Here is a 20127-nt window from a genome sequence, read left to right on the forward strand (position 1 = left end):
ACAAAACGGAAACAAGCATGAAAAAAAACAACACACACTTATTAATGGGTATTCTTTTTAGCAGCAGCTTATACTCAACAGCTGCATTAGCCGAGATACCTATAACGGAAAGTCCGGAGCAATCAGGCACTAACCTGTTTTTTAGACCTGCCGAACCTTGGCAAAACATTTCTGGCTTTGAATTTTGCTGTGGTGGGTTCGATTCTTACCAAAAACATGGCTTCAGCCAAGCAAGCGGTGATTTTGTCAAACTCGATGGCGGTCAATGGGCAGCTGGCATTGCAGGCTCAATCGGAGACAGAGCATTCGTCAGTTATGGTGATGGCTACGAAGGTGAATGGGACAACACACCAGAGCATATCGGTTGGCATGCAACGGGGTCAATAAGAAGCCCAGAATTCACAATAGAACAAAACTACATTAACTTTAAAGTAGGCGGCGGCAGCAACCGCTTTGACCACATCAATGCAACCTCAGTTGTATTAGTCGTTAATGGAGAATGGGAGCGCCACGCCAGCGGCCAAAACATTGAAAACCAGTTAGATTGGCAAACGTGGGACGTTAGCGAATTCATTGGCCAAAATGCATACATCTTATTTTTAGATATGCATCCTGCCGATGGTTCTGATACCTCACTTCCGTATTTACTGGCAGACGAATTTAGGGCTGATAACGCGGCAGCCGTAGAACCTTCTATCGCTAACTGGGTTAACCCAGCGAATGCCGGCGTAGCACTGTTCACGCCCGATAATCTAGCTGATTTCGAATTTTGTTGTGCAGGTGCCGGTACATATGCAGCTCATGGATTCACCAATGCAACAGCTGACTTTAACAAATTAGATGGTGGTTTTTGGGCTGCTGACATAAGTGGATCAATTGGCCAGCGGATATTTTCAAGTTACGGTGACGGTGCAATTGATGAGCAGGGTAATATTGCGCAACTTGGTGGCGAAGCAACCGGCACATTAGATAGCCCTGAATTTACCATTGATCATAATTTTATTAATTTTTTAGTAGGCGGTGGCAGCAACCGGTTTGACGCGGCTAACGCAACCTCTGTTGTACTTTTAGTGGATGGCGCAATAGTTCGGCACGCCAGTGGGAATAACCAAGCAAACAAACTCAGTTGGGCCAGTTGGGACGTCAGCGAATTTTTCGGTAACACCGCACAACTTAGATTTATCGATATCCACCCTGATGACAAATCAGATAATACTATACCGTATCTTTTAGCTGATCACTTCCGTGCAGCAGATAGCCCAGTGGTAACCCCCGATGCAGACAGTGCCGTTAACCTAGCCGCTGAATTGATTATCGAAGCGCCAGAGCTTGCAGGTGAAGCAGCCTTCTCGCGCTTAAACCACCCGCAACAACATATCGCCGGTTTTGAGTTTTGTTGTGGTGGGTATGATGCCTATCATCAACATAACTTTCTGGCGACAGGTGATTTCATCCGTTTTGACGGTGGTTTATGGGCAGACGGTATCGCTAACCATGTGGGTGATCGCATTTTTGCCAGTTATGGCCAAGGTTATGCAAACAACGCCGATACGACAGGCACTTGGTATGGTTGGGAGGCGACTGGTCGTCTATTATCCCCTAAATTTACCATCGAAAAACCTTACATTAATCTATTAACCGCAGGCGGTACCAATACCTTTGAGTCTGACAATGCAACCGCAGTTGTTTTGCGCGTAAACGGCAAAGTTGTGCGCCAATCTACGGGTAATGGCTTAGAAACTGAACTTGAATGGGTTTCTTGGGATACAACTTCTTTAATCGGTCAACAAGCTGTGATTGAAATTATCGACCAACATGACAATACAGTAAGCGATGGTAGTTTACCCTTTATTTTAGTCGATGAAATTCGTCAAGCCGATAAAGCTGCGGTAACCCCACTCACCTCATCTATTGTCAGCCAAATTGACGGCCATAAAGTACCATTGCAACTGAACATGGGGGATGCGAATCCGTATTATGAAAACGGAGAGTTTTATATCTACTACTTGCAAAACTCAGCTTATCATTCTTGGTATTTATCTAAAACAGATGATTTACTCACGGGTACGTTTACTGAGGAAGTTTTAGCCGCATCGGGCGACCATACCGCGCAAGATCAATGGACTGGTTCAGGCAGTGTAATGAAAGACCAAAACGGTCAATATCATTTATTTTATACCGGCCACAATAAAAACCACTATCCGGTTGAAGCTGTGATGCATGCCGTTGCAACTGACAATACCTTGAAAAATTGGCAAACCATTGATGAACATACATTCACAGGTTCAAATGGCTATAGCGATTATGATTTCCGCGACCCATTTGTATTTTGGAATGAAGACGAGCAACGTTATTGGATGCTGATTACCTCTCGTTACAATAATCAAGCAGCTATTGGTTTATATACTTCAACCGACTTAGCCAGCTGGACTGCGCAAGCACCTCTATATACCGAAAACTCGCCATTAAATTTAGAAGTACCAGAGTACTTTGAGCTTGCTGATACGCCATTTGTGGTCTATTCAGATCAACGCAGTGAATCACCTGTTGTTAAATATTTAATTAAGCAAAATAACCAATGGGTTAAACCAGATTGGGATGCACTCGATGGCCGCTATTTTTATGCAGCCCGTTCAGCTGGGCCTGAAAACGAGCGCCTATTGTTTGGTTGGGTACCACATACAGATGGCCGCAATGATGGCGCCGCAGCGCAATGGGGTGGCGATTTAATCATGCACCAACTGCATAAAAAACCAAATGGTGAATTAGCGGTTAAATTTCCGAAAAAATTAAGACAGCAAATGAGCCAACAAATGCCAGTAGAAAACCTACAAGCAAACAAAGGTGTACGCAGTTTTAATAAGGGTCGTTTCGCAAACTCAGCGCTACTTGTGTTGCCGAAAGGACAATTTTTGTTACCTGCAGCCAGCAACAAAAACTTGCTTGAATTGGCGGTAGTCAGCAAAAACACCAATGCAAAATTGGCCGTGGCGCTTAACAGCGACAAACACTCTGTTCAGTACAAAATACTGCTTAATAGTGCGCAAAATAAAGCTATGTTATTGCAACAGATTAACGGAAATAAAAACGTAATTGCTGAAGTTGAAGTACAACTTGACCCGAAAAAAGATATACAACTACAACTGTATTCTGACCCGCAATCGGGCGTTGGCTCGCTCTATATCAACCAAGACAAAGCCCTAAGCTTTAGGTTATATCAACTCAAAGATTACCAAATTGGCCTTGAAGCAATAAAAGGTATGTTTGAAGTAAAAGATATGAACCGAATTGGTTTGTAGATGGGTGGTAAATCAACTAGGTAGCCGTTTTTGGCTACCTAGTGGTGTTCGGTTTGGTGTAAATGTGCCAGACGCACGCGTACTCTCATATATTTGGAGTTATTAACTTACAAAAATTGAATGTATTTACGCAAGGCCGATACAGTTTGAGGTAGCTGCTGTTTTTGTAGAATAGCTAAAAAATTCGCGACATCAATTTCGGGATTTTTCAACGCTGCCCGCTGGCGTCTGATAGCGTCGCAACAAACTGCCGTTGCCATATCTATTTGATAATGAATAAAATCGTCAGGATGGACAACATCTATCCCAAATTGCTGCAAATATTCGGTTGGAAAATCTTTCAAGTTAAAAGTTACGATAGCATCCGCATTTACTTTAATTGCGGCCGCCAATACGTGACGGTCATCAGGATCAGGTAAGTTAAGTCCGTCAATTAAACTTTCGTAGTTAGATACTTTTGCATCACGTACATGACTATCCATTAGAACCCTAGTACGTTCAAGTACTTCTTTGCTATGCTTTCCCTGCCTGAGTAATGCGTTTATCCATTCATCATGGATCTTATCTGTCCAGTGAGCTTTGAATAAATCCGTCAAAGCTAAACGCATGAAGGTGTCCCTTAAGGGGCCGGATATAACACACACGCATCAAATCCAACCGTAAACTTAGCCATTAAGTTTAATATCCCATACCTTCAGACTGCGAAAGCTCTGACAACTCATCAAGTGCTTGGTTTCGTTTCTCATCAATTTGTTGCTTATAAGTCAAAATATCCTGCAATTTAACGCGTCTGTGAGTACCAATTTTGTGAAAAGGAATGTTTCCACCTTCAAGTAATTTAATCAGAAATGGGCGACTTACGTTCAAGATATTAGCGGCTTCTTGGGTACTCACTTCCTGATTATGAGGGATCAAGCTAATTGCGTTACCGTTTGATATTTCTGACAACACATCTAACAGGATCTGCATAACATGCCCAGGCAGAACAAACTGTTCACCTTCTCCGTTGCTGCCGCGGATCGACATTTGAACACGATCGACAGATGCATATTTTGCTAACGTCCTGCTAGATCGCTTTGCAACGTCAATCTCATCAGATGTTGGTAAATGTAATAACGTGGCACTACTCATTATATGTCTCCTTTTGTTTAGTAAATTATAGTACACAAACGAAATAATCGAAACAAATGAAATAAACGAATCATATCAACTCAAAGATTACCAAGTAGGTCTTAAAGCAATAAAAGGTATGTTTGAAGTAAAAGAAATGACCCGTATTGGTTTGTAGATGGGGTGGTAAATCAACTAGGTAGCCGTTTGGGCTACCTAGTGGTGTTCGGTTTGGCGTTTGTATGCCAAAAGCGGACATTCAGTTATAACTCGTTTATGCCCCATTTCGTGACAGCACACACTTTAATCAACTTGATTCTGTACAAATACGCAATGTTAATATACAATATTGAGTACACAACAAAGTACAAAGGTGTGTTATGAAAACAAGTACAATCTATGCAGAAAAAGCAGTGTCATCAAGCGAAGCTAGAAAGCATTTTAAAGATTGTTTATCAGGGGAGCCAGTCGTAGTTTTATCGAACAATGAGCCTGCTGGTTATATGATGAGCGCCACTTTTTTTGAAGGGCTAATGAAAGCTTTGGAGGGCAAAAATGCTGACTCTGTTTCATCATTTAGGCCAATGAGTGCTCGCTTAGAAGTCATTTCTCATCTGAATGCTCAAGCATTAACAGAGCTTGATGAAAGTATTTTGGATGAGTTTCAAGAGTGAGTAAGTCATTAAATATTAGAGTTTTTAAGCATAAGATCTTAATTGATTCACTTACTGAAAGTGAGCTTCAATCTTTGACTAAAGACTTTAGACACTATAAAGAAACAGGTCAAAAACCAGATTTTTTTGGTCGAGATGAAGCTTATAATCATCCCGATACATTACCGATCTTGAAGTCAGAGGAAGTTAAGCACATTCACTTAGCTGCTAGTGATGCTCCGTTCTTAAGTTCTATCCAATTTTACCAAACGAGCGATAAGCACCTAGTGTATTGTCAAGGTTGGAATGACCTTAGTTGTTTTCTGTTAATCGCCATCCTTGCCCCTGACGCTCATGAGCAAGCTCGTAATCGAACTATCATGCATAACTTGGGTTTGATAGCTGAAAAATTTCGGCAGCAATTCTAAATCGCTTCTGTCCAAAAATGTGTTAGATCCTCCGTCCGTCGTTTGCTCACACCAGAAGTTCATTTGATTAAGTTATTTAATTTACGCTGCGTTTATACCCTGAAGCACATAAGGAAAGACAAAACACTCCATTCAGCGCGATTATGACAACCGCGCCGAATAGGTATTTTATTAGGATGGAACTACCAAATAGATTTTAACTGACTGATTTGCCAATTTGTCACTAGGCTGCTTTGCTCAGATTGTAAGTGAATTTGGTTAAAAGGTTTGTTAGGAAAAACCAACGAGGTAATGGTCGATTTACCGTCTTCTACAAATACTTCTATTGACGCAACGTCTTGAACAATTCGAACTGAATAATTCTGTTTAGTTGAAATAGGTGCAACTTGTACCATCGGAAAGTCTTCGTCAAACCTTTGCTGGCCCGCTTGGGTTCTATCAACCGACAAAACACCCGTTTTACTATTTAAACTAATTACCGCCTGCTCATTTAAATCGTTGGCTAGCACGATTTTAAATTCATTTGCTTGCAGCATATTAACATTCAGCGAAATATCCGCCAATTCAGTGGCAAATTGCACTTGTTTATCTAGGCGCACTGTCTGTTTAACCACTAAATTGCTACCCGTTTCTGTATTTTGTCGCAACTTGTTAAGTTCAGTGGTTGGTACAGAAGCGACACGATAACCTTTAGCCATTTTATGCAGTTTCAGTTCTCGTGGTATTGTCATTGCGCCGCGCCATTGATCAGTGGGTACTTCGTTAGCATACGCCCAGTTGTTCATCCAACCGATAAATAAATGACGGCCATCTTCAATACCTGACCAAGTAACACCGGCATAATTGTCTGCACCATAATCTAACCAAACTGCCGGTTCTATTGCTGATTTGGCGGGTGTGTCGGCAAATACAATTTGGTCAACCGAAATATGTCCCCATGGGCCCGTCGCTCTGTCTACTATTTCTAAACGTGCTTTTTTACCCTGCCATTTTGATACATCCCAGCTGGCAATCGACATACTGCCGGAATTATTTCCCGTTGCGTACGCAACAATTTGATCATCGACAATAAGATTCATTGCTGCGTCTTTTGGATATTTTCCACCCGCAATTACAAAGTTGATGTAAGGTTTTTCAATTTTGAATGCCTGACTAATTAACTTACCGGTTGATGCATCACCCGTATTAAAAGAATTAGCAAGCTGCGCGCCATACCGGCCGATAAATTCGTTCGCACCAGCTTTTATCGGTGACTGGTTAAACGAATCGCCTTCTGTCGTCCATTTATCTATGCCGCTTTCAAAGTCTTCAAATATTTGCTGTTGCGGAAAAACAGCTGGTATTTTGGTGACTTCACTTTTAAAAGCAGGGTCCATCGTAAAAGTTTTGCCATCAAAATCACCCACAAAATATTGTGTACCTGAGCCACCATTTGGCCCACCCGGGTTTAAGCTGACCAAGAGTACATATTTTTCTTCTTGCGTGCCTTCCACCTGCATTTTAATTAAGTCTGGGCATTCCCAATATCCACCATGTGCGCCATATGCAGCGCCAAAATCACTTAGGTGATGCCAGTCTTTTAAATTGGGTGAGGCGTAAAAACCAATGCGGTTTTGCACGGCTAAGGCCATTACCCATTGGTTTGACTCGTCATGCCAAAATACTTTTGGATCGCGAAAATCGGCAATTTTGCCGCCTTCTAATACTGGGTTGCCCGCATATTTTTGCCAACTGCGACCATTGTCTAAGCTGTAAGCTAAGGCTTGTGTCTGAACGTTTTCGGCTCTAGCTGCTTCGGCAACTTTGTCGTGGTAGGTGAATATGGCAACTAACGGTGGGTTGTCTGCCGTGCCAAAACCGGATGTGTTGTTTTTATCTAATACGGCACTACCAGAGAATATCCAACCTTTATCGTCTGGAAATAATGCTATTGGTCGTTCTTGCCAATTCACTAAATCTTTAGAAATCGCATGTCCCCAATGCATTGGCCCCCACTTTGTGCCTTCTGGGTAATGCTGAAAGAACAGGTGATATTCACCATTGTGATAAACCATGCCATTAGGGTCATTCATCCAAGCTTGTTTTGGTGAAAAGTGAAATTGCGGTCTATGGTGTTGGAAATATTCAGGTGTTGATGAGGTTGCGTCTACCGCTTGATTTGCGTTAACTATTGCAGGTGAGCTTGCGAGCCCAGCTGTCATTGAAAGCGCTACTAACCAACTTAATTTTCTAAGCTTCATAACAATACAACTCTATTGATTACTTTAAAAGAAAGCGGCGCCACCAGACTCAGCACTGACTGGTGACGCCAATTCTGATCATGGGGATCAGAAACCTTTACGTTAACTTAGCGAGAAAATCGTTTTACATCTTTAACACTGACTGCATCAGCATTAGTATAAAAACCAATTTCGTATTCCGCTAGTTCATATAATCTAAAGCTAAGAGCTCGATAACCATTTATATACAGAGCACCCACACCCGCTTCTGGGTCTGCTAACAGTTCAAAGTTAATCCCTGCAGTCGCATCTAGTGGCACTGCTACTTCTGGGTTAAATTGATTTGTTTCATCACCTACAAAATAGAATTTAGCTAGGTTGTTGGCAGCGTCAATCGATATATGGGCGCGTTTATCTGCACCTTCAGCTTCTGGTTTACGTAACACTAAACCAAAATTAGCGTCTGCATTGGTGCTAGTTACATTAAAACTCCAACGGTTTTTCATGTTTGAGCTGGCGAGCGTTGTTAAGCTTTGCGCCTGTAAATCAAAGCCTGTTGCAGTGGCCGTAGCAGCGCCTTCACTGAATACAGAATCTGTTGCCATGGTTTGGGCTAATCCAGTGCGTAATTTTTCTGGTAGTTCCACGGCCAGTTCACCATCTTTTAATTTAACCTCGTGAACCATCAAGTCGCCACCCCAGTCAGGGTTTGCGCCATCTTTACGACCAAAGTTGTGTGCGACCCAACCAAATAATAGGCGTTCATCAGCATGACCAGCAGTACGTGCTGCGTAATATGCTCTGCCGTCTAATGCGGTGTTATTCGCCAATACCCAATCATCGTTTTGTTTTGTTAATACTTTAACTTGACGAGAATCGTCTCTTTGATCAGAGAAAACAATAAATGGCGTACCATCCAACTCAAAGTAGTCTGCAACTTCTAAATTCAGGTTAGACACTTCTGTATATAGCGGCGCTTGTGCGGTCCAACTAGACAAGTCTTCTGAAGTATATAAACCGATCGCCGCTTTGTTTTGGTAGCGTGTCGTGATTAACATCCAATATTTGCTTTCACTTTCATTCCAAAATACCAGTGGGTCCCTGAAATCAAAGTCGCTGTAACCGTTAGAACCACTAAAGGTATCCGCTGGTATCGGCTGCCAGTTGGTTAATGTGTTATCGGTGGCTTTAGCATGCATCACTGTTTCAACAGGGCTCAAATCACGATTGTGACCTGTATAAAACATATGATAACTACCATCTTGCGCTTTAATGACACTGCCTGAACCTATCCATTGATCAGCTTTACTTGAATCACCCGAAGCTGGCAATACAGTTTGTGGGAAACTAGAAGTCAATAAATCAGACGTTTTAGCCACTGCCCAAGAATGAAAACCTAAGTTTTCGAGGTAATAAATATAATACTCTCCGTTATCATAAAACGGATTTGGATCACCTAAGTCTAATACCAGATTTTGACCATGCCCTGTGTCACTTGTTACAACCGCGGAAGCGACAGGTTGCGCTGCTGCTCTATCGGCTTGTCTAATTTCGTCAACCAATATAAATGCTAGTGAACCATCGTCTTCTGATGCGTCATGCTGGTCAATAATTTCAATAACAGCTTGTTGCCCATTTAATGCGGATACGTCCCAGCTATGCCAATCAACCTTATTCTCTTCGCCATTACCGGTCGCGTGACGTACTATTTTACCGTTTACTCGTAAAACAACTGCTGTCGCTTTGTCTGAAGTATATTCGTTATTGCCACCACCAATTAAAAAATTAATATAGTTTTTATTGATGACAAACTCAGGCGTAATTACAGAACCTGTTGCAGCATCGCCTAACCAGCCTAAATTAGTGCCATCGGCTTCAAATGCGTCTGTGCGGCTTGAAAATGCGCGATCACCTACATGGTTGGTTACATCAGCAGCCCACCAGCCACCATCCAGTTTAATCATATCGCCGGTCGCGCGAAAGCTATGGTTTTGGTAACTATTGAATTGACCACAACAAAATTCAAAACCTGCAATGTTCTGATTAACGTCTGTTTGACGAACAAATGCAGCCTCGCCTGTTGTGGTAGGAGCACTTGTTAGTGTCGCAGTCGCTTTCACGATATTACTTGCCGATGGTGCGACGGCAGCTTTGTCTGCCGCTCTAAATTCGTCAGCCAGTAGATACGCTAAACCGGCATCACTTCTATCGTCGGTATGCATATCAATAAATTCGATCCAAGCTGTTTTGCCTTGATAGTCTGTCACGTCCCATGTTTGCCAATCCATAGAGTTGTGTTGATTATCACCACTCGCGGTACGCACCACTTGATCATCAACCATCAGTAGTACGCTGGTTGTATTGGCGCTGCCATATTGGTTGCTGCCACCACCGACTAAAAAGTTAATGTACTTTTTATCTATGTTAAATTGGGGCGAGCGAATGCTACCTGTTGCACTTAGGCCCACTTGCGCGGCAGAGGTATCCTCATCACTATCAAAACCATCACCATAACTAGAAAACACTCGTTCACCAATATGGCCTGCAACATCTGCCCCCCAAAAACCGCCATCTAATTCAACAAAGTCACCCGTTGCATTGGTAAATTCGTGTTCTTGATATGTGTCGTAACCACCACAACAAAATTCAAAACCTGCAATATTTTGGTTTGCATCATTTGCTCGCACAAATAGACTCGCGCCTTCTGTTTCAGGCGTATCTGTTAAAACGATGTCTCCACCGTCTCCACCGTCTCCACCGTCTCCACCGTCTCCACCGTCTCCACCGTCTCCACCATCACCGCCGTCTCCCGGATTTAATATATCGTCAGCATTTTGACCTTCTTCAAGAATGACCACTTCCACATTTTGTTGGTCTACACTCTTGCCTGTTGTTTCTGCTGTATCTGTGCTACAAGCTGCTAAAAATACCGCCCCTGACAACAAGGCGCTGTGTCTTACTATGGTGTTAAGTTTGAACTTATTAAGCATATATTAGCCTCTTTAACCTTTACATTTTACAACGTTGTCATTTCTTTTAATTTAATGACTAAGTTGTTTACTCTAATTTTACTAATTTCAGACATTCACTTGATCAGTGAAAAGCACACTTAAATTTACAACGTTGTCTATTTATAAACGAATATGCTTTTTTTATCAAACAATATTTACAAAATATATTAATTTATTTAAACAATAGGCGGTGCGATACCATTTTATCGACACATTAAAATAAATGACCCCTTAGCGATTTACGTTAACTTTTTGACAACGTTGCCCATTATATAGTTAAATAAGCCATTATTATCACGAAAATTAAAACAATGGTCACCATTAAACAAGTTGCGCAATTGGCGGGCGTTTCTTTTAAAACCGTCGCGCGAGTCGTCAACAAAGAACCTGGCGTCAAACCGCACAATGTAGAAAAAGTTGAAGCTGCAATAGAAAAGCTAGGTTACAGACCGAATAAAGCGGCAAGTTTAGTCCGCAAAAAACAAAGTGACATTATTGGGTTTATTTCTGACGAAATTTCGACAACTCCTGCTTCCGTTGCCATTTTAAAAGGTGCACAAGATATGGCTTGGGAGCAAGGTAAAACCCTAATGGTTTTTAACTTAGATCCTAAACACCCAAACAAAGACAGACTATATGAAGAGTGTCTGCAGCACCGCTCTGAAGGTATTATTTATGGGGCTATGTATCATCAGTCGGTTGAATTTTCTAAACTGTTTAAAACGCTACCCACAGTTTTGGTTAATTGTGTCAGCATGCAGAACGATTTCACTTCAATCGTACCGGATGATGAGCTGGCTGGATACTATGTGACTAAGCAGCTTTTGTACAAAGGTTACAAACGTATCGCTTTTTTAAATCTAAACCCAGATATTATGGCGGCGCAGCATCGCCAAAAAGGTTTTTTAAAAGCCATGCAAGAATACGGCATTCCTGAAAACCAATGGCGTATAGATACCATTGAACAAGTAATTGAAGGCCGCACGGTCAATATTGCAGGCGAAGTTGCAAAACAAGTGATAGAAGAATTTAAGCCCGATGCGGTATTGTGTGGCAAAGACCTAGCTGCCATTAAAGTTTACTTAGTGATAGAACGCTTAGGTTTAACAGTAGGTCAAGACATCGCAGTAGCCAGCTTTGATAACTGGCACGATATTCCAGAAATATTAGAACCCAAATTATCAACCATGGCACTTCCCTACTACGAAATGGGACGGCTAGCGGTCTCTCAGGTGTTGCAGTTAATCGCTAACAAAAATACCGTATACCCGGTTACACACCATAAAGTACCGTGTTTGTTGTTTGACAGAGCCTCTTTTTAAAGACGCTCTGTCACGTTCACGCCTGATAGATCAATTAGATAAATTTTTTACCTTTTAATTTAATGGTTAGTTTTTCACTATTCCTATTCAGCAAAATATTCTGATAAGTATCAATAATGGACGATTTACTTACCTTTTCAAATGCGGCAATACTTTTTTCAAAGCTGGAAAATTCATATTGACCAATTTCCCAATCAGCCAGATAAAACTGTGCTTCGTTGTAAATTTTTGCCGGTTTTTGGTTAATTTGCTTGACGATAAACTCTGCGACTTGGTTGTATAATTTTGCGGGTAGTTTAGGTAAAGCTAACCTGAATTGCTCGATAAATTGTGTGATTTCAGCTTCAACTTCTGCTAATTCCGTATTGTCACTTTGCACAATAAACCGAATTGCAGGATAGTGATGGATAGCCGCTGGCATACTAGCGACAACATACCCCATTTGCTTATCAGTCCGTATTCGCGTAAAAAACTCGTTCGCCATAATCTGATTCAACACAAAAATATCTGCCTCTATCTCGAAAGACGATTTCAATGCAATATAAGTTAGCTCAACACCATTGTCGCTGGACTCAATCTGCTTTTCGATTAATCGATTTTTGTTTGCTTTGGGCGTTAAGTATTGTTCATACTTCCATGGTTCCTGCTTTGACGGGCCGAGTGTTATACGGGCATTCTGGGCCAATTCGCTAATCTGTTTTTCACTGTAATAACCAAAAGCAAAAATGTCTAAAAAGTTATTGTTAATTGCTTTTAGATGATGCGCTCGTACTTTTTCTACGGTTACTTGTTGTAGCGCGTAAATTTTATCTGCGAGCGGAAAAGCAACATGTTTGGTGCGATATAGCCCGCCTGCATACTCATTAAACTGTTGAATTGCTGGTGTTTTATGCAAATTTTGTAGACCTTGTAAATAACTCTCCACTCTTGCATTAACCAAAGATTCCGTAATTTCTAACTGCTTGAATACTTGCAAAGCTTCTTCGATATAAACAGCATGGGAGCGCAAATCACCAGTAAGCTCTAACTCTGTAAAACCGTAAGGGTTGCCATAACCTTTTAATTGTACCTGATGCATTTTTTTAGCGCGGTCAGCAAGCGAACTAAGTTGCTGTTGATATAAATAACTCAATACATGGTTCAATATTAAAGATTCAACATCTTTCACTTGATTGGGTGTTTGAATGGTTGCTTTCAATACGCCTTGTATCGAATTTTCGAAGTGTTTACTATGCATTAAATATGCTCTAATGCCTTGCTGTGCGACAACTCTTTTGGGTTGAGTTAACTGCTTATCTATCTTTGCTAAAGCAGATTTTTTCTCACTTGAGCCTGACATCGCAGGTGGCAAAACAGCGAGGTTTTGCCCCAAAGCGGATAGCCAGACATTTTTCTCTTCGTGAGTAAATGGCAAAGTTGAATACTTCCCAAATGCATAGGGGACTGGATTTTCAGCCTCAACACGATCACCTATATGCCATAACCTTAAATTATCGATTGTCATTTGGTTTAACAATGACTCGATTGCCGGTTTATTAAAACCTTCGTAATAAGACTTTTCAGTCAGCACATATTTAATTGGGAAATACAATTGATTGACTGATAGCTTCAAAGCCGTATTGTAAGCTTCCTCTCCTTGATGGTTGGCACTTTCTCCATCCAACAACATTTGCAACTCATTTGAGTACGCTTGAGTGACAGCTTTATTTTTAATTTGATGCAAATAATCCAAATAAGTTTGTACTATTAAATCTTTATGCTGCTCGCCTTTACCGGTTAAATTGAAGTATGTGTAAAACGTGCCTTGGCTGCCGTAGATATTTGAACTGACATGATAATAAGCATCTTTTATCAACCCTTGATTACGCAATGTAGGAATAAGCGCTCCATTTTCCTGACTAAATATCAAATTGATTAAAAACCGGTTGGGTTTACTTTTCCATTCTGACAAATTGTTTTTTATTGGAAATTCCACCCCTAATTGACTCTGCTTTTCTCGCGTTTTAACAAAAATATGCTGTCCAACTTGTTGCTTAGCAAACGCGTCTGTCGTCACTTCGGGTTTTTCTATCGCTTTATTTTTAATCGTACCAAAGTGTCGCATTGCAAGCGCCATCAACTCATCAATTGATTGGCTTCCGACCAATGTTAGCTTCATTTGATTTGCCGAATAGAACCTATTGTAAAACTGAACCATTTCATCATGAAGTGTTTTGTCGTCTTTATCTTTTAGCGTATCGGCATTACCCACAGCCAAAAACCGCAATGGATGCTGCGGATTTGCAGTAACCGCAGCCACTCGCTGTATCGTAAAGTGCGGACTAGACTTTTGTTTTGACCATTCTGAATGCACTGCTTGTACTTCTTTTTTACTATACTGATGGTCAAATAGTGGCTCAGAGAGCGCAGCAGACAACCGATCTAACGCACCATCAAATTTACTATTTGAAACATAAAAAAAGTAATTAGTGTGGTCTCTAGCAGTATACGCATTGGTAAAACCGCCTCCTTGCTCAACAAACTTTTTAAATTCGTTCGGCCAAGGATATTTTTTAGATGATTGAAAAATCATATGCTCTAGATAGTGTGGTAAACCTTGATAGTCTTCACTAGCTTGAAACGCACCTGCTGCGACCACTATAGAGGCTGCTGCGACCTCTAAGTCTTCATCAGATACCACAATAACTTGCATGCCGTTGTCTAATGTGAAACCGGCATATTTCCGATGATCGTTTTCGTGTTTTATTGGTGTAACATGGCTAATGCTTTTGGAGTAGTTAGACTGATGTGATACTAGAGATTTGTCTGTTGTCGCACACGAAAGCAGTAAACTCAGTGTCAACGACAGCATTAATATAAATATTGAACAATTGCGCATTTAATCACGCTCCTTTGTATAAATTTTCACTTTTGTTATTTGACTTACCTTAACCCGCTCTGTTTTTATTGATATTTGTTGTGGTTTACTCCTCTTACTGTATTTAAAATGAAAAAAGCTAACGCTAGGGCGTGTTTATCTTTGTTTATAAAAATAATACAAAAATAAACACGCCCTAAGCATTAGCCATGTAAACGAACAAATTTAACTCGACTATTTTGAGCTACTGCTTAAATGCAGATGATCAAAGCTGACAAAGCCGCAGCCGCCCGGCTCTTCATCAAACACAACCACTTGCACAAACTGCTCAACATAATCACTTAAGTCGATTGTTTGCCAATGCTGATCACCCAGTACCCGAGAGTCAGCGCAGGAATTTGGTGTATATTGTGCGATGACTGCATCGTTTGCTGGATTGATGACTTTTAAGCCAACAGGCGCACTGCCATTGCCCCCTGACATTAAAAAGTTCAAGTGCGGTCTAGCTGCATCTATTTTAAATGTCGGAGAAGTTAATGTACCCACTGGCTGGTCACAACCATTCGCATTGTTGTTTAACTCACAAGTACTCACCGCATTTGTGCCCACTTTAGCCGCATCATTAAAACTGGTCGTGCCAGCCCAAGCCGTGTCATCTGCTGGGTTTGCAAAATCCCCTGTTGCAGACCAACCATCTGCTAACATTGCAGTTGGGCTGTCAAAACTGCCGATAACCTGTGCAAAAGAATCAGCATTCACAGTGATATTGGTAAGCGTTTGATCTGGGTTGGCTTCAGCGTAATCCGTTGCAACAAAGTTAAAATCAACATAGTTTGGATCAATTGCTTCACCAGACGTTAAATGAATATGATCAACACTAATAAACCCACAGCCGCCGGTTTCATTATCAAACACCTCTACTTTAACTTGTTGACCAACATAAGCAGATAAATCAATGGTTTTCCAATGACTATCATTTTTTACGTAAGCATCGCCGCACGTGCCCGGGTTCATACGCGTTAACTCAGCATCTGAGGCATCCAACACTCGAATACCGACATCATTTGTCATTTCTGCATTACCACCAGAAACAAGCAATGCCAACATTGACTGCTCGGCAGTTACATCAAATAAAGGCGAGGTCAATGTACCCGTACTGGCATCACAAGGATTACCATTTAACTCACAGCTTGTTGTACCACCCGCACCCACTCTGGCTGAATCAGCCGCACTTGTGGTTAAACTGTGCCATGCAGTGGCAGAAGCAGGGTTAGCAAAATCACCAGTAGCGACCCAACCATCTGAAATCATTGCTTGCGCATCATCAAATGAACCAATGACATTTGAATCAGAATCTTGATACGGTAAGCTCACACCATAAGTTAAATTGGCACTTTGCTCTGCTGTTAAGGTTACCGTGCCACCATCAAGCATAGTGTCACTTTTAGCTGCATCACTTTGGAACAAGTGATCAAAACTAACAAACCCGCAGCCGCCTGATTCTTCGTCATAAAATTGTGCTCGAATATTTGCGCCTTTTAATGCACTGGCCTGAATAACTGTCCAATCATCATCACCATCAATATTGGCTGGGCCACAACTCGCTGGTGAATAGTTATGTAATAAATTCCCCGCGGTATCGAGTACTCGAATACCAACAGCCTTGCTATTGTTTTCACCACCGGCGAGCAAGGTATATAAGTTGTCTTTCGTTAAGGTGAATATTGGCGAGGTTAAACGACCAGTGCTTTGGTCACATCCTTTGGCATTGCCGTTCATTTCACAGGTACTGACTGCTGCATCACCTATTTGCGCTGATGCACTATTTGTTGTTGTCCCCCGCCAAGCGCCTTCAGTAGCGGGGTTTGCAAAATCACCAGAAGCTGACCAGCCTTGTGCTAGCGTGGCCTGAGCGCCATCAAATCGCCCAATAACTAAGGCATTGTTTTGCCCATCAACTGGCAAAGTTGCGTTAAATACTTTGTTGGCTTTAAACAAAATAGAAGTCGACATAGCCGCTTGGCCAAATAATTCAGGATCGGCCTGGCTAAAGGCTTCGGCTGCTATACTGAAGGTCACCAACTTATCTTGGTTTCCATAGCTTTCAGCAGTACCGGCAATTTGAATATCGACTTGATTGTTAGCGACTCGAGTCAAGGTAAAGTCCAACCCGGCCGGTAAGTTTTGCGCTGTCCAATGTGCTTTATCAACCGGATCAACAAAAGTGTTATTGGTTAAAGCAACTGAAATAGTCTGACCACTTTCAGAACCTTCGCTGATAGTCGCTTGCGCATCACCATCTATGGTTAACGCTGCAGACGTTACCACTTCAACTTCCGCGGTAATAGTTGGGCCGAATCCCCTAACGTCTGCCGGAACAGGCATAGAGACAAACTGATCTGCCGCAATACTCAACTCGATATTAGAAATATTGACATCAAAGTCATCACTCGAATTGCCAGATAGCGTTATTTCAGCTGTCGTGTCGTCAATACGGTTAACACTGCCTAAACTGACCCCATTTGGTAAATTGATAGCTTGCCAGTTATTAATATCTAGAGTTTGTGCAAATGTATTATTAGTCACGCTAACCGTAATAACTTCGCCGTCTTCCTTTTCTTCAATAATGCCATCCGTGTCTGCTTTTGCTGAAATAAAAGTGCGTCGATTCTGCATATCCGCCAATTGATATACCTGAACCTCGGTAAACTCAGTATCCGCTGCTTGCGAATAAAGCGCGATGTGATTGCTGTCATCTTTTGTTGGATAAATCCTAAAAGAAAAGGCCGCTTTGTCGTTGATAAATACATCTACTACTGAACCATCAACAAAAATATGAAATTTTTCTGGTTTACCAAATGCCGTTTCGTCATAACTGCCGGCTTGTTCGGTGAGCTCAAACGCACTGTCTGAAGTGGTTGATTTTGTTTTATCCAACACAATGTTTTTATTCACTGCATCGTAATAAATAATTGTTTTTTCTTCGCCGTCAGCAGACGCAGCAATAACCACACCGTATTGGTTCGCTGTATCCGTTGCATCTAGTTCAGCGATAATTTCTACTCGGCGTCCTTTCGCATCTAACAGCGTTTCTCCATTAACCACCAAGTTAGATTGCTGGCGTAAACTGTTATTCAAACGTAAATCACTTAACTGAGCAGCGGGTGCTTGCTGAACAGTCGCGCCGTCTGCAGCTAACGACCAAACGCGGGGTGCTGAAAAGGTTTGTGTCCAGCCTGCCGCTAACTGAGCTTCAGAAGAACGTCTTTCATCGACTATACCAATCGCAGTTAATAATCCGTCCGCATTGCGCGCAACCGTTGGTGATATATGGCCGACAATTAAATCTAAATATTTAGCTTGGGTATCGTCCGCTACAAATTGGCCATTTGTCCAACTGCCAATCCAGTACAAACCTCTGGGTTTGTATCCACCACCGACAGGGTTAACGAGCAATATATATTTATCGTCTGAAATTTTGTCGAATACCGGCATTTCCCATAACACATTCGCAAGTCCGTCTTTTGAGCCATCAGGTGCTGTTAGCGCCGAGAAATCGGCCATAAAGTCGCTAGATTGCCAGCTATTTCCGTCCGTAATATCTGTAGTCGATAAGTGCAACAGTGCGCCATGCCCCCCCTTTATTGCACCAACTATCATGTGCCACGTGTCGCCGTCTTTCCATAAATACGGATCACGCATATCATCAACCCCAGTGCGGTCAATAATCGGGCCTAATTTTGTCCAGTTTTGTAAATCAGCATCCGAACTGGTTGCAACTGCCACGCCCGGATTAAACGGCCCTGTATGATTCACATTCGTGTAAAACGCATAGGCTGTATCACCTTCAACAACGACATCACCCGACCAAATGCCCTTCATATCAAAGCCGTTAGCACCGCCCTGCTCTACTTCAGGCCAGAGCGCATCTTGCATATGTGTCCAGTTAACAAAATCATCTGACTTCATATGACCCCAATGCATTTGGGTTTTAAACGGGCCATTTGGTGTGCGCTGGTAAAACATATGATACTGGCCGTTAAACTCAACCAAACCATGTGGTTCATTTGCCCAGTTGGCAGGTGGCATAGCATGAAAAATAGGCCGGAGCGGATCATCAATGAAACGGCTCTCTGGTGTTTCAAGTGAGACCGTACCTAACGGATGAGCGTCATCTTTTATCTGAGTGTTTGTGGTAAACGCATCTGCCGATTTGCTACCTTGGTAAATCTTAACTTCATCAAACGCGCCATTTAATCCATTAATGACAGAAAATGGCCCTGAAGATGTCGTTGCATGACTTTTTGCAATGAGCAAATCAGAATCAACGTTGTCTATTTTGCCACCAATAGGGTTAGTATCCGTAGTCGCGACTTCTACACCATTTAAATACAGTTTAATATTACCGTTAAAACCGTCAACTACTGCAGCAATATGGTTCCAGCTATACAAAGGGAAAACGTCTGGCGCTTGTAAATTATACATAGTGCCATCAATTGATACATTAAACTGCCATTGACCAAAGGTATTGATATCAATACTAAACCCTTTGCCATCTTTCATTTTTGAAATAAACGAGGCTGGAGACAAATTTGCGTGGCCGGTTTCGTGATCACTCGGGTAGCTTTCTAACGCAACCCAACTCTCTATGGTCATTTCGGATAAATTAGCTAAATCAGGATTCCCAGTCACCCAAGTAGAAAAACCATCCGTACGCAGTGCCTTCCCCTTTACGCCTGACACTCTTTCGGGTTGTGAAAATGTATTGGTTACACTGTAAACCGCTTGATTAACTTGGTTTATTGTTTCTGAGCTTCCGGTTTGGCCTTCAAAATTTAAGTATACCTTTTCGCTTAAAGCGACTGGCTGTTCAGGCGTTGGCGAGGGTGTTGGCGAAGGAGTCGGTTCAGGGGTTGGCTCTGGTTGGCTAATCCCCCCCACATCAGACGAATCTATGGTTGCTTTGTTATCAAGTATACAACCGCTTAATGAGCTGGTTGCTACCGCAACCAGACTTAACTTTACTATATTTTTGGCTTTCATAAATTTTCCATTGGTGCTGACAAAAGAAAAAACAACGTTGTTTAACGTTACACTAACTACAGTAAAATTACAAGATATTAACTTAAATGCTCAGATACAGCATATTCACGACCCAAAACAGCACTCAAATTAAACCAAATATGCAGTTGAATAGCACTCTTTCACCTGCGCTACCACAGAAAAGT

General features: G+C 41.8%; 10 protein-coding genes. 4 read left to right on the forward strand and 6 right to left on the reverse strand.

Annotation, left to right across the window (positions count from 1 at the left end; genetic code table 11):
• Positions 1–17: 17 nt before the first annotated feature.
• On the forward strand, positions 18–3299 hold the full coding sequence (locus FNT16_RS02125) for a glycoside hydrolase family protein (protein WP_143870007.1): 3282 nt from the start codon (positions 18–20) through the stop codon (positions 3297–3299).
• A gap of 107 nt (positions 3300–3406) precedes the next feature.
• Here the strand turns inward: FNT16_RS02125 and FNT16_RS02130 are convergent, their stop codons facing one another.
• On the reverse strand, positions 3407–3907 hold the full coding sequence (locus FNT16_RS02130) for a VapC50 family PIN domain-containing toxin (protein ID WP_221935049.1): 501 nt from the start codon (positions 3905–3907) through the stop codon (positions 3407–3409).
• Between the two features lie 70 nt (positions 3908–3977).
• A complete protein-coding gene (locus FNT16_RS02135; protein ID WP_143870008.1) occupies positions 3978–4430 on the reverse strand; it encodes a helix-turn-helix domain-containing protein in 453 nt (150 codons plus the stop codon).
• 359 nt (positions 4431–4789) lie between these two features.
• Here FNT16_RS02135 and FNT16_RS02140 point away from each other — a divergent pair, with 359 nt between their 5' ends.
• Together FNT16_RS02140 and FNT16_RS02145 are read left to right on the forward strand one after the other, a co-directional pair.
• Positions 4790–5083: a type II toxin-antitoxin system Phd/YefM family antitoxin gene (locus FNT16_RS02140; protein WP_143870009.1), complete on the forward strand. Its 294-nt coding sequence runs from the start codon at positions 4790–4792 to the stop codon at positions 5081–5083.
• Positions 5080–5490 (forward strand): type II toxin-antitoxin system YafO family toxin, encoded by a 411-nt coding sequence (locus tag FNT16_RS02145; RefSeq protein ID WP_246072305.1) that lies wholly within the window; start codon positions 5080–5082, stop codon positions 5488–5490. The genes FNT16_RS02140 and FNT16_RS02145 overlap by 4 nt, the downstream gene beginning before the upstream one ends.
• Positions 5491–5672: 182 nt before the next feature.
• Here the strand turns inward: FNT16_RS02145 and FNT16_RS20955 are convergent, their stop codons facing one another.
• Positions 5673–7730 carry a glycoside hydrolase family 32 protein gene (locus FNT16_RS20955; protein WP_281281888.1) on the reverse strand — a complete coding sequence of 686 codons (2058 nt, stop codon included), beginning with the start codon at positions 7728–7730 and terminating at the stop codon, positions 5673–5675.
• A 107-nt stretch (positions 7731–7837) separates the two neighbouring features.
• A complete protein-coding gene (locus FNT16_RS02155; protein WP_143870010.1) occupies positions 7838–10699 on the reverse strand; it encodes a glycoside hydrolase family protein in 2862 nt (953 codons plus the stop codon).
• A gap of 332 nt (positions 10700–11031) precedes the next feature.
• Here FNT16_RS02155 and FNT16_RS02160 point away from each other — a divergent pair, with 332 nt between their 5' ends.
• On the forward strand, positions 11032–12042 hold the full coding sequence (locus FNT16_RS02160) for a LacI family DNA-binding transcriptional regulator (RefSeq protein WP_143870011.1): 1011 nt from the start codon (positions 11032–11034) through the stop codon (positions 12040–12042).
• A gap of 34 nt (positions 12043–12076) precedes the next feature.
• On the opposite strand, the gene FNT16_RS02165 is transcribed toward FNT16_RS02160, so the two are convergent.
• On the reverse strand, positions 12077–14920 hold the full coding sequence (locus FNT16_RS02165; RefSeq protein WP_143870012.1) for an insulinase family protein: 2844 nt from the start codon (positions 14918–14920) through the stop codon (positions 12077–12079).
• A gap of 213 nt (positions 14921–15133) precedes the next feature.
• Positions 15134–19942 carry a GH32 C-terminal domain-containing protein gene (locus tag FNT16_RS02170; RefSeq protein WP_143870013.1) on the reverse strand — a complete coding sequence of 1603 codons (4809 nt, stop codon included), beginning with the start codon at positions 19940–19942 and terminating at the stop codon, positions 15134–15136.
• Between the last annotated feature and the right edge of the window lie 185 nt (positions 19943–20127).

Origin of the sequence: Catenovulum sediminis, assembly GCF_007289895.1 — a bacterium.
In the GTDB taxonomy this organism is placed as follows: Bacteria; Pseudomonadota; Gammaproteobacteria; order Enterobacterales; family Alteromonadaceae; genus Catenovulum; species Catenovulum sediminis.

Excerpts from the sequence above, each read along its gene's own strand:
- FNT16_RS02125 (WP_143870007.1), top strand. The coding sequence starts at position 18 with ATGAAAAAAAACAACACACACTTATTAATGGGTATTCTTTTTAGCAGC.
- FNT16_RS02130 (WP_221935049.1), bottom strand. The coding sequence starts at position 3,907 with ATGCGTTTAGCTTTGACGGATTTATTCAAAGCTCACTGGACAGATAAG.
- FNT16_RS02135 (WP_143870008.1), bottom strand. The coding sequence starts at position 4,430 with ATGAGTAGTGCCACGTTATTACATTTACCAACATCTGATGAGATTGAC.
- FNT16_RS02140 (WP_143870009.1), top strand. The coding sequence starts at position 4,790 with ATGAAAACAAGTACAATCTATGCAGAAAAAGCAGTGTCATCAAGCGAA.
- FNT16_RS20955 (WP_281281888.1), bottom strand. The coding sequence starts at position 7,730 with ATGAAGCTTAGAAAATTAAGTTGGTTAGTAGCGCTTTCAATGACAGCT.
- FNT16_RS02155 (WP_143870010.1), bottom strand. The coding sequence starts at position 10,699 with ATGCTTAATAAGTTCAAACTTAACACCATAGTAAGACACAGCGCCTTG.
- FNT16_RS02160 (WP_143870011.1), top strand. The coding sequence starts at position 11,032 with ATGGTCACCATTAAACAAGTTGCGCAATTGGCGGGCGTTTCTTTTAAA.
- FNT16_RS02165 (WP_143870012.1), bottom strand. The coding sequence starts at position 14,920 with ATGCGCAATTGTTCAATATTTATATTAATGCTGTCGTTGACACTGAGT.
- FNT16_RS02170 (WP_143870013.1), bottom strand. The coding sequence starts at position 19,942 with ATGAAAGCCAAAAATATAGTAAAGTTAAGTCTGGTTGCGGTAGCAACC.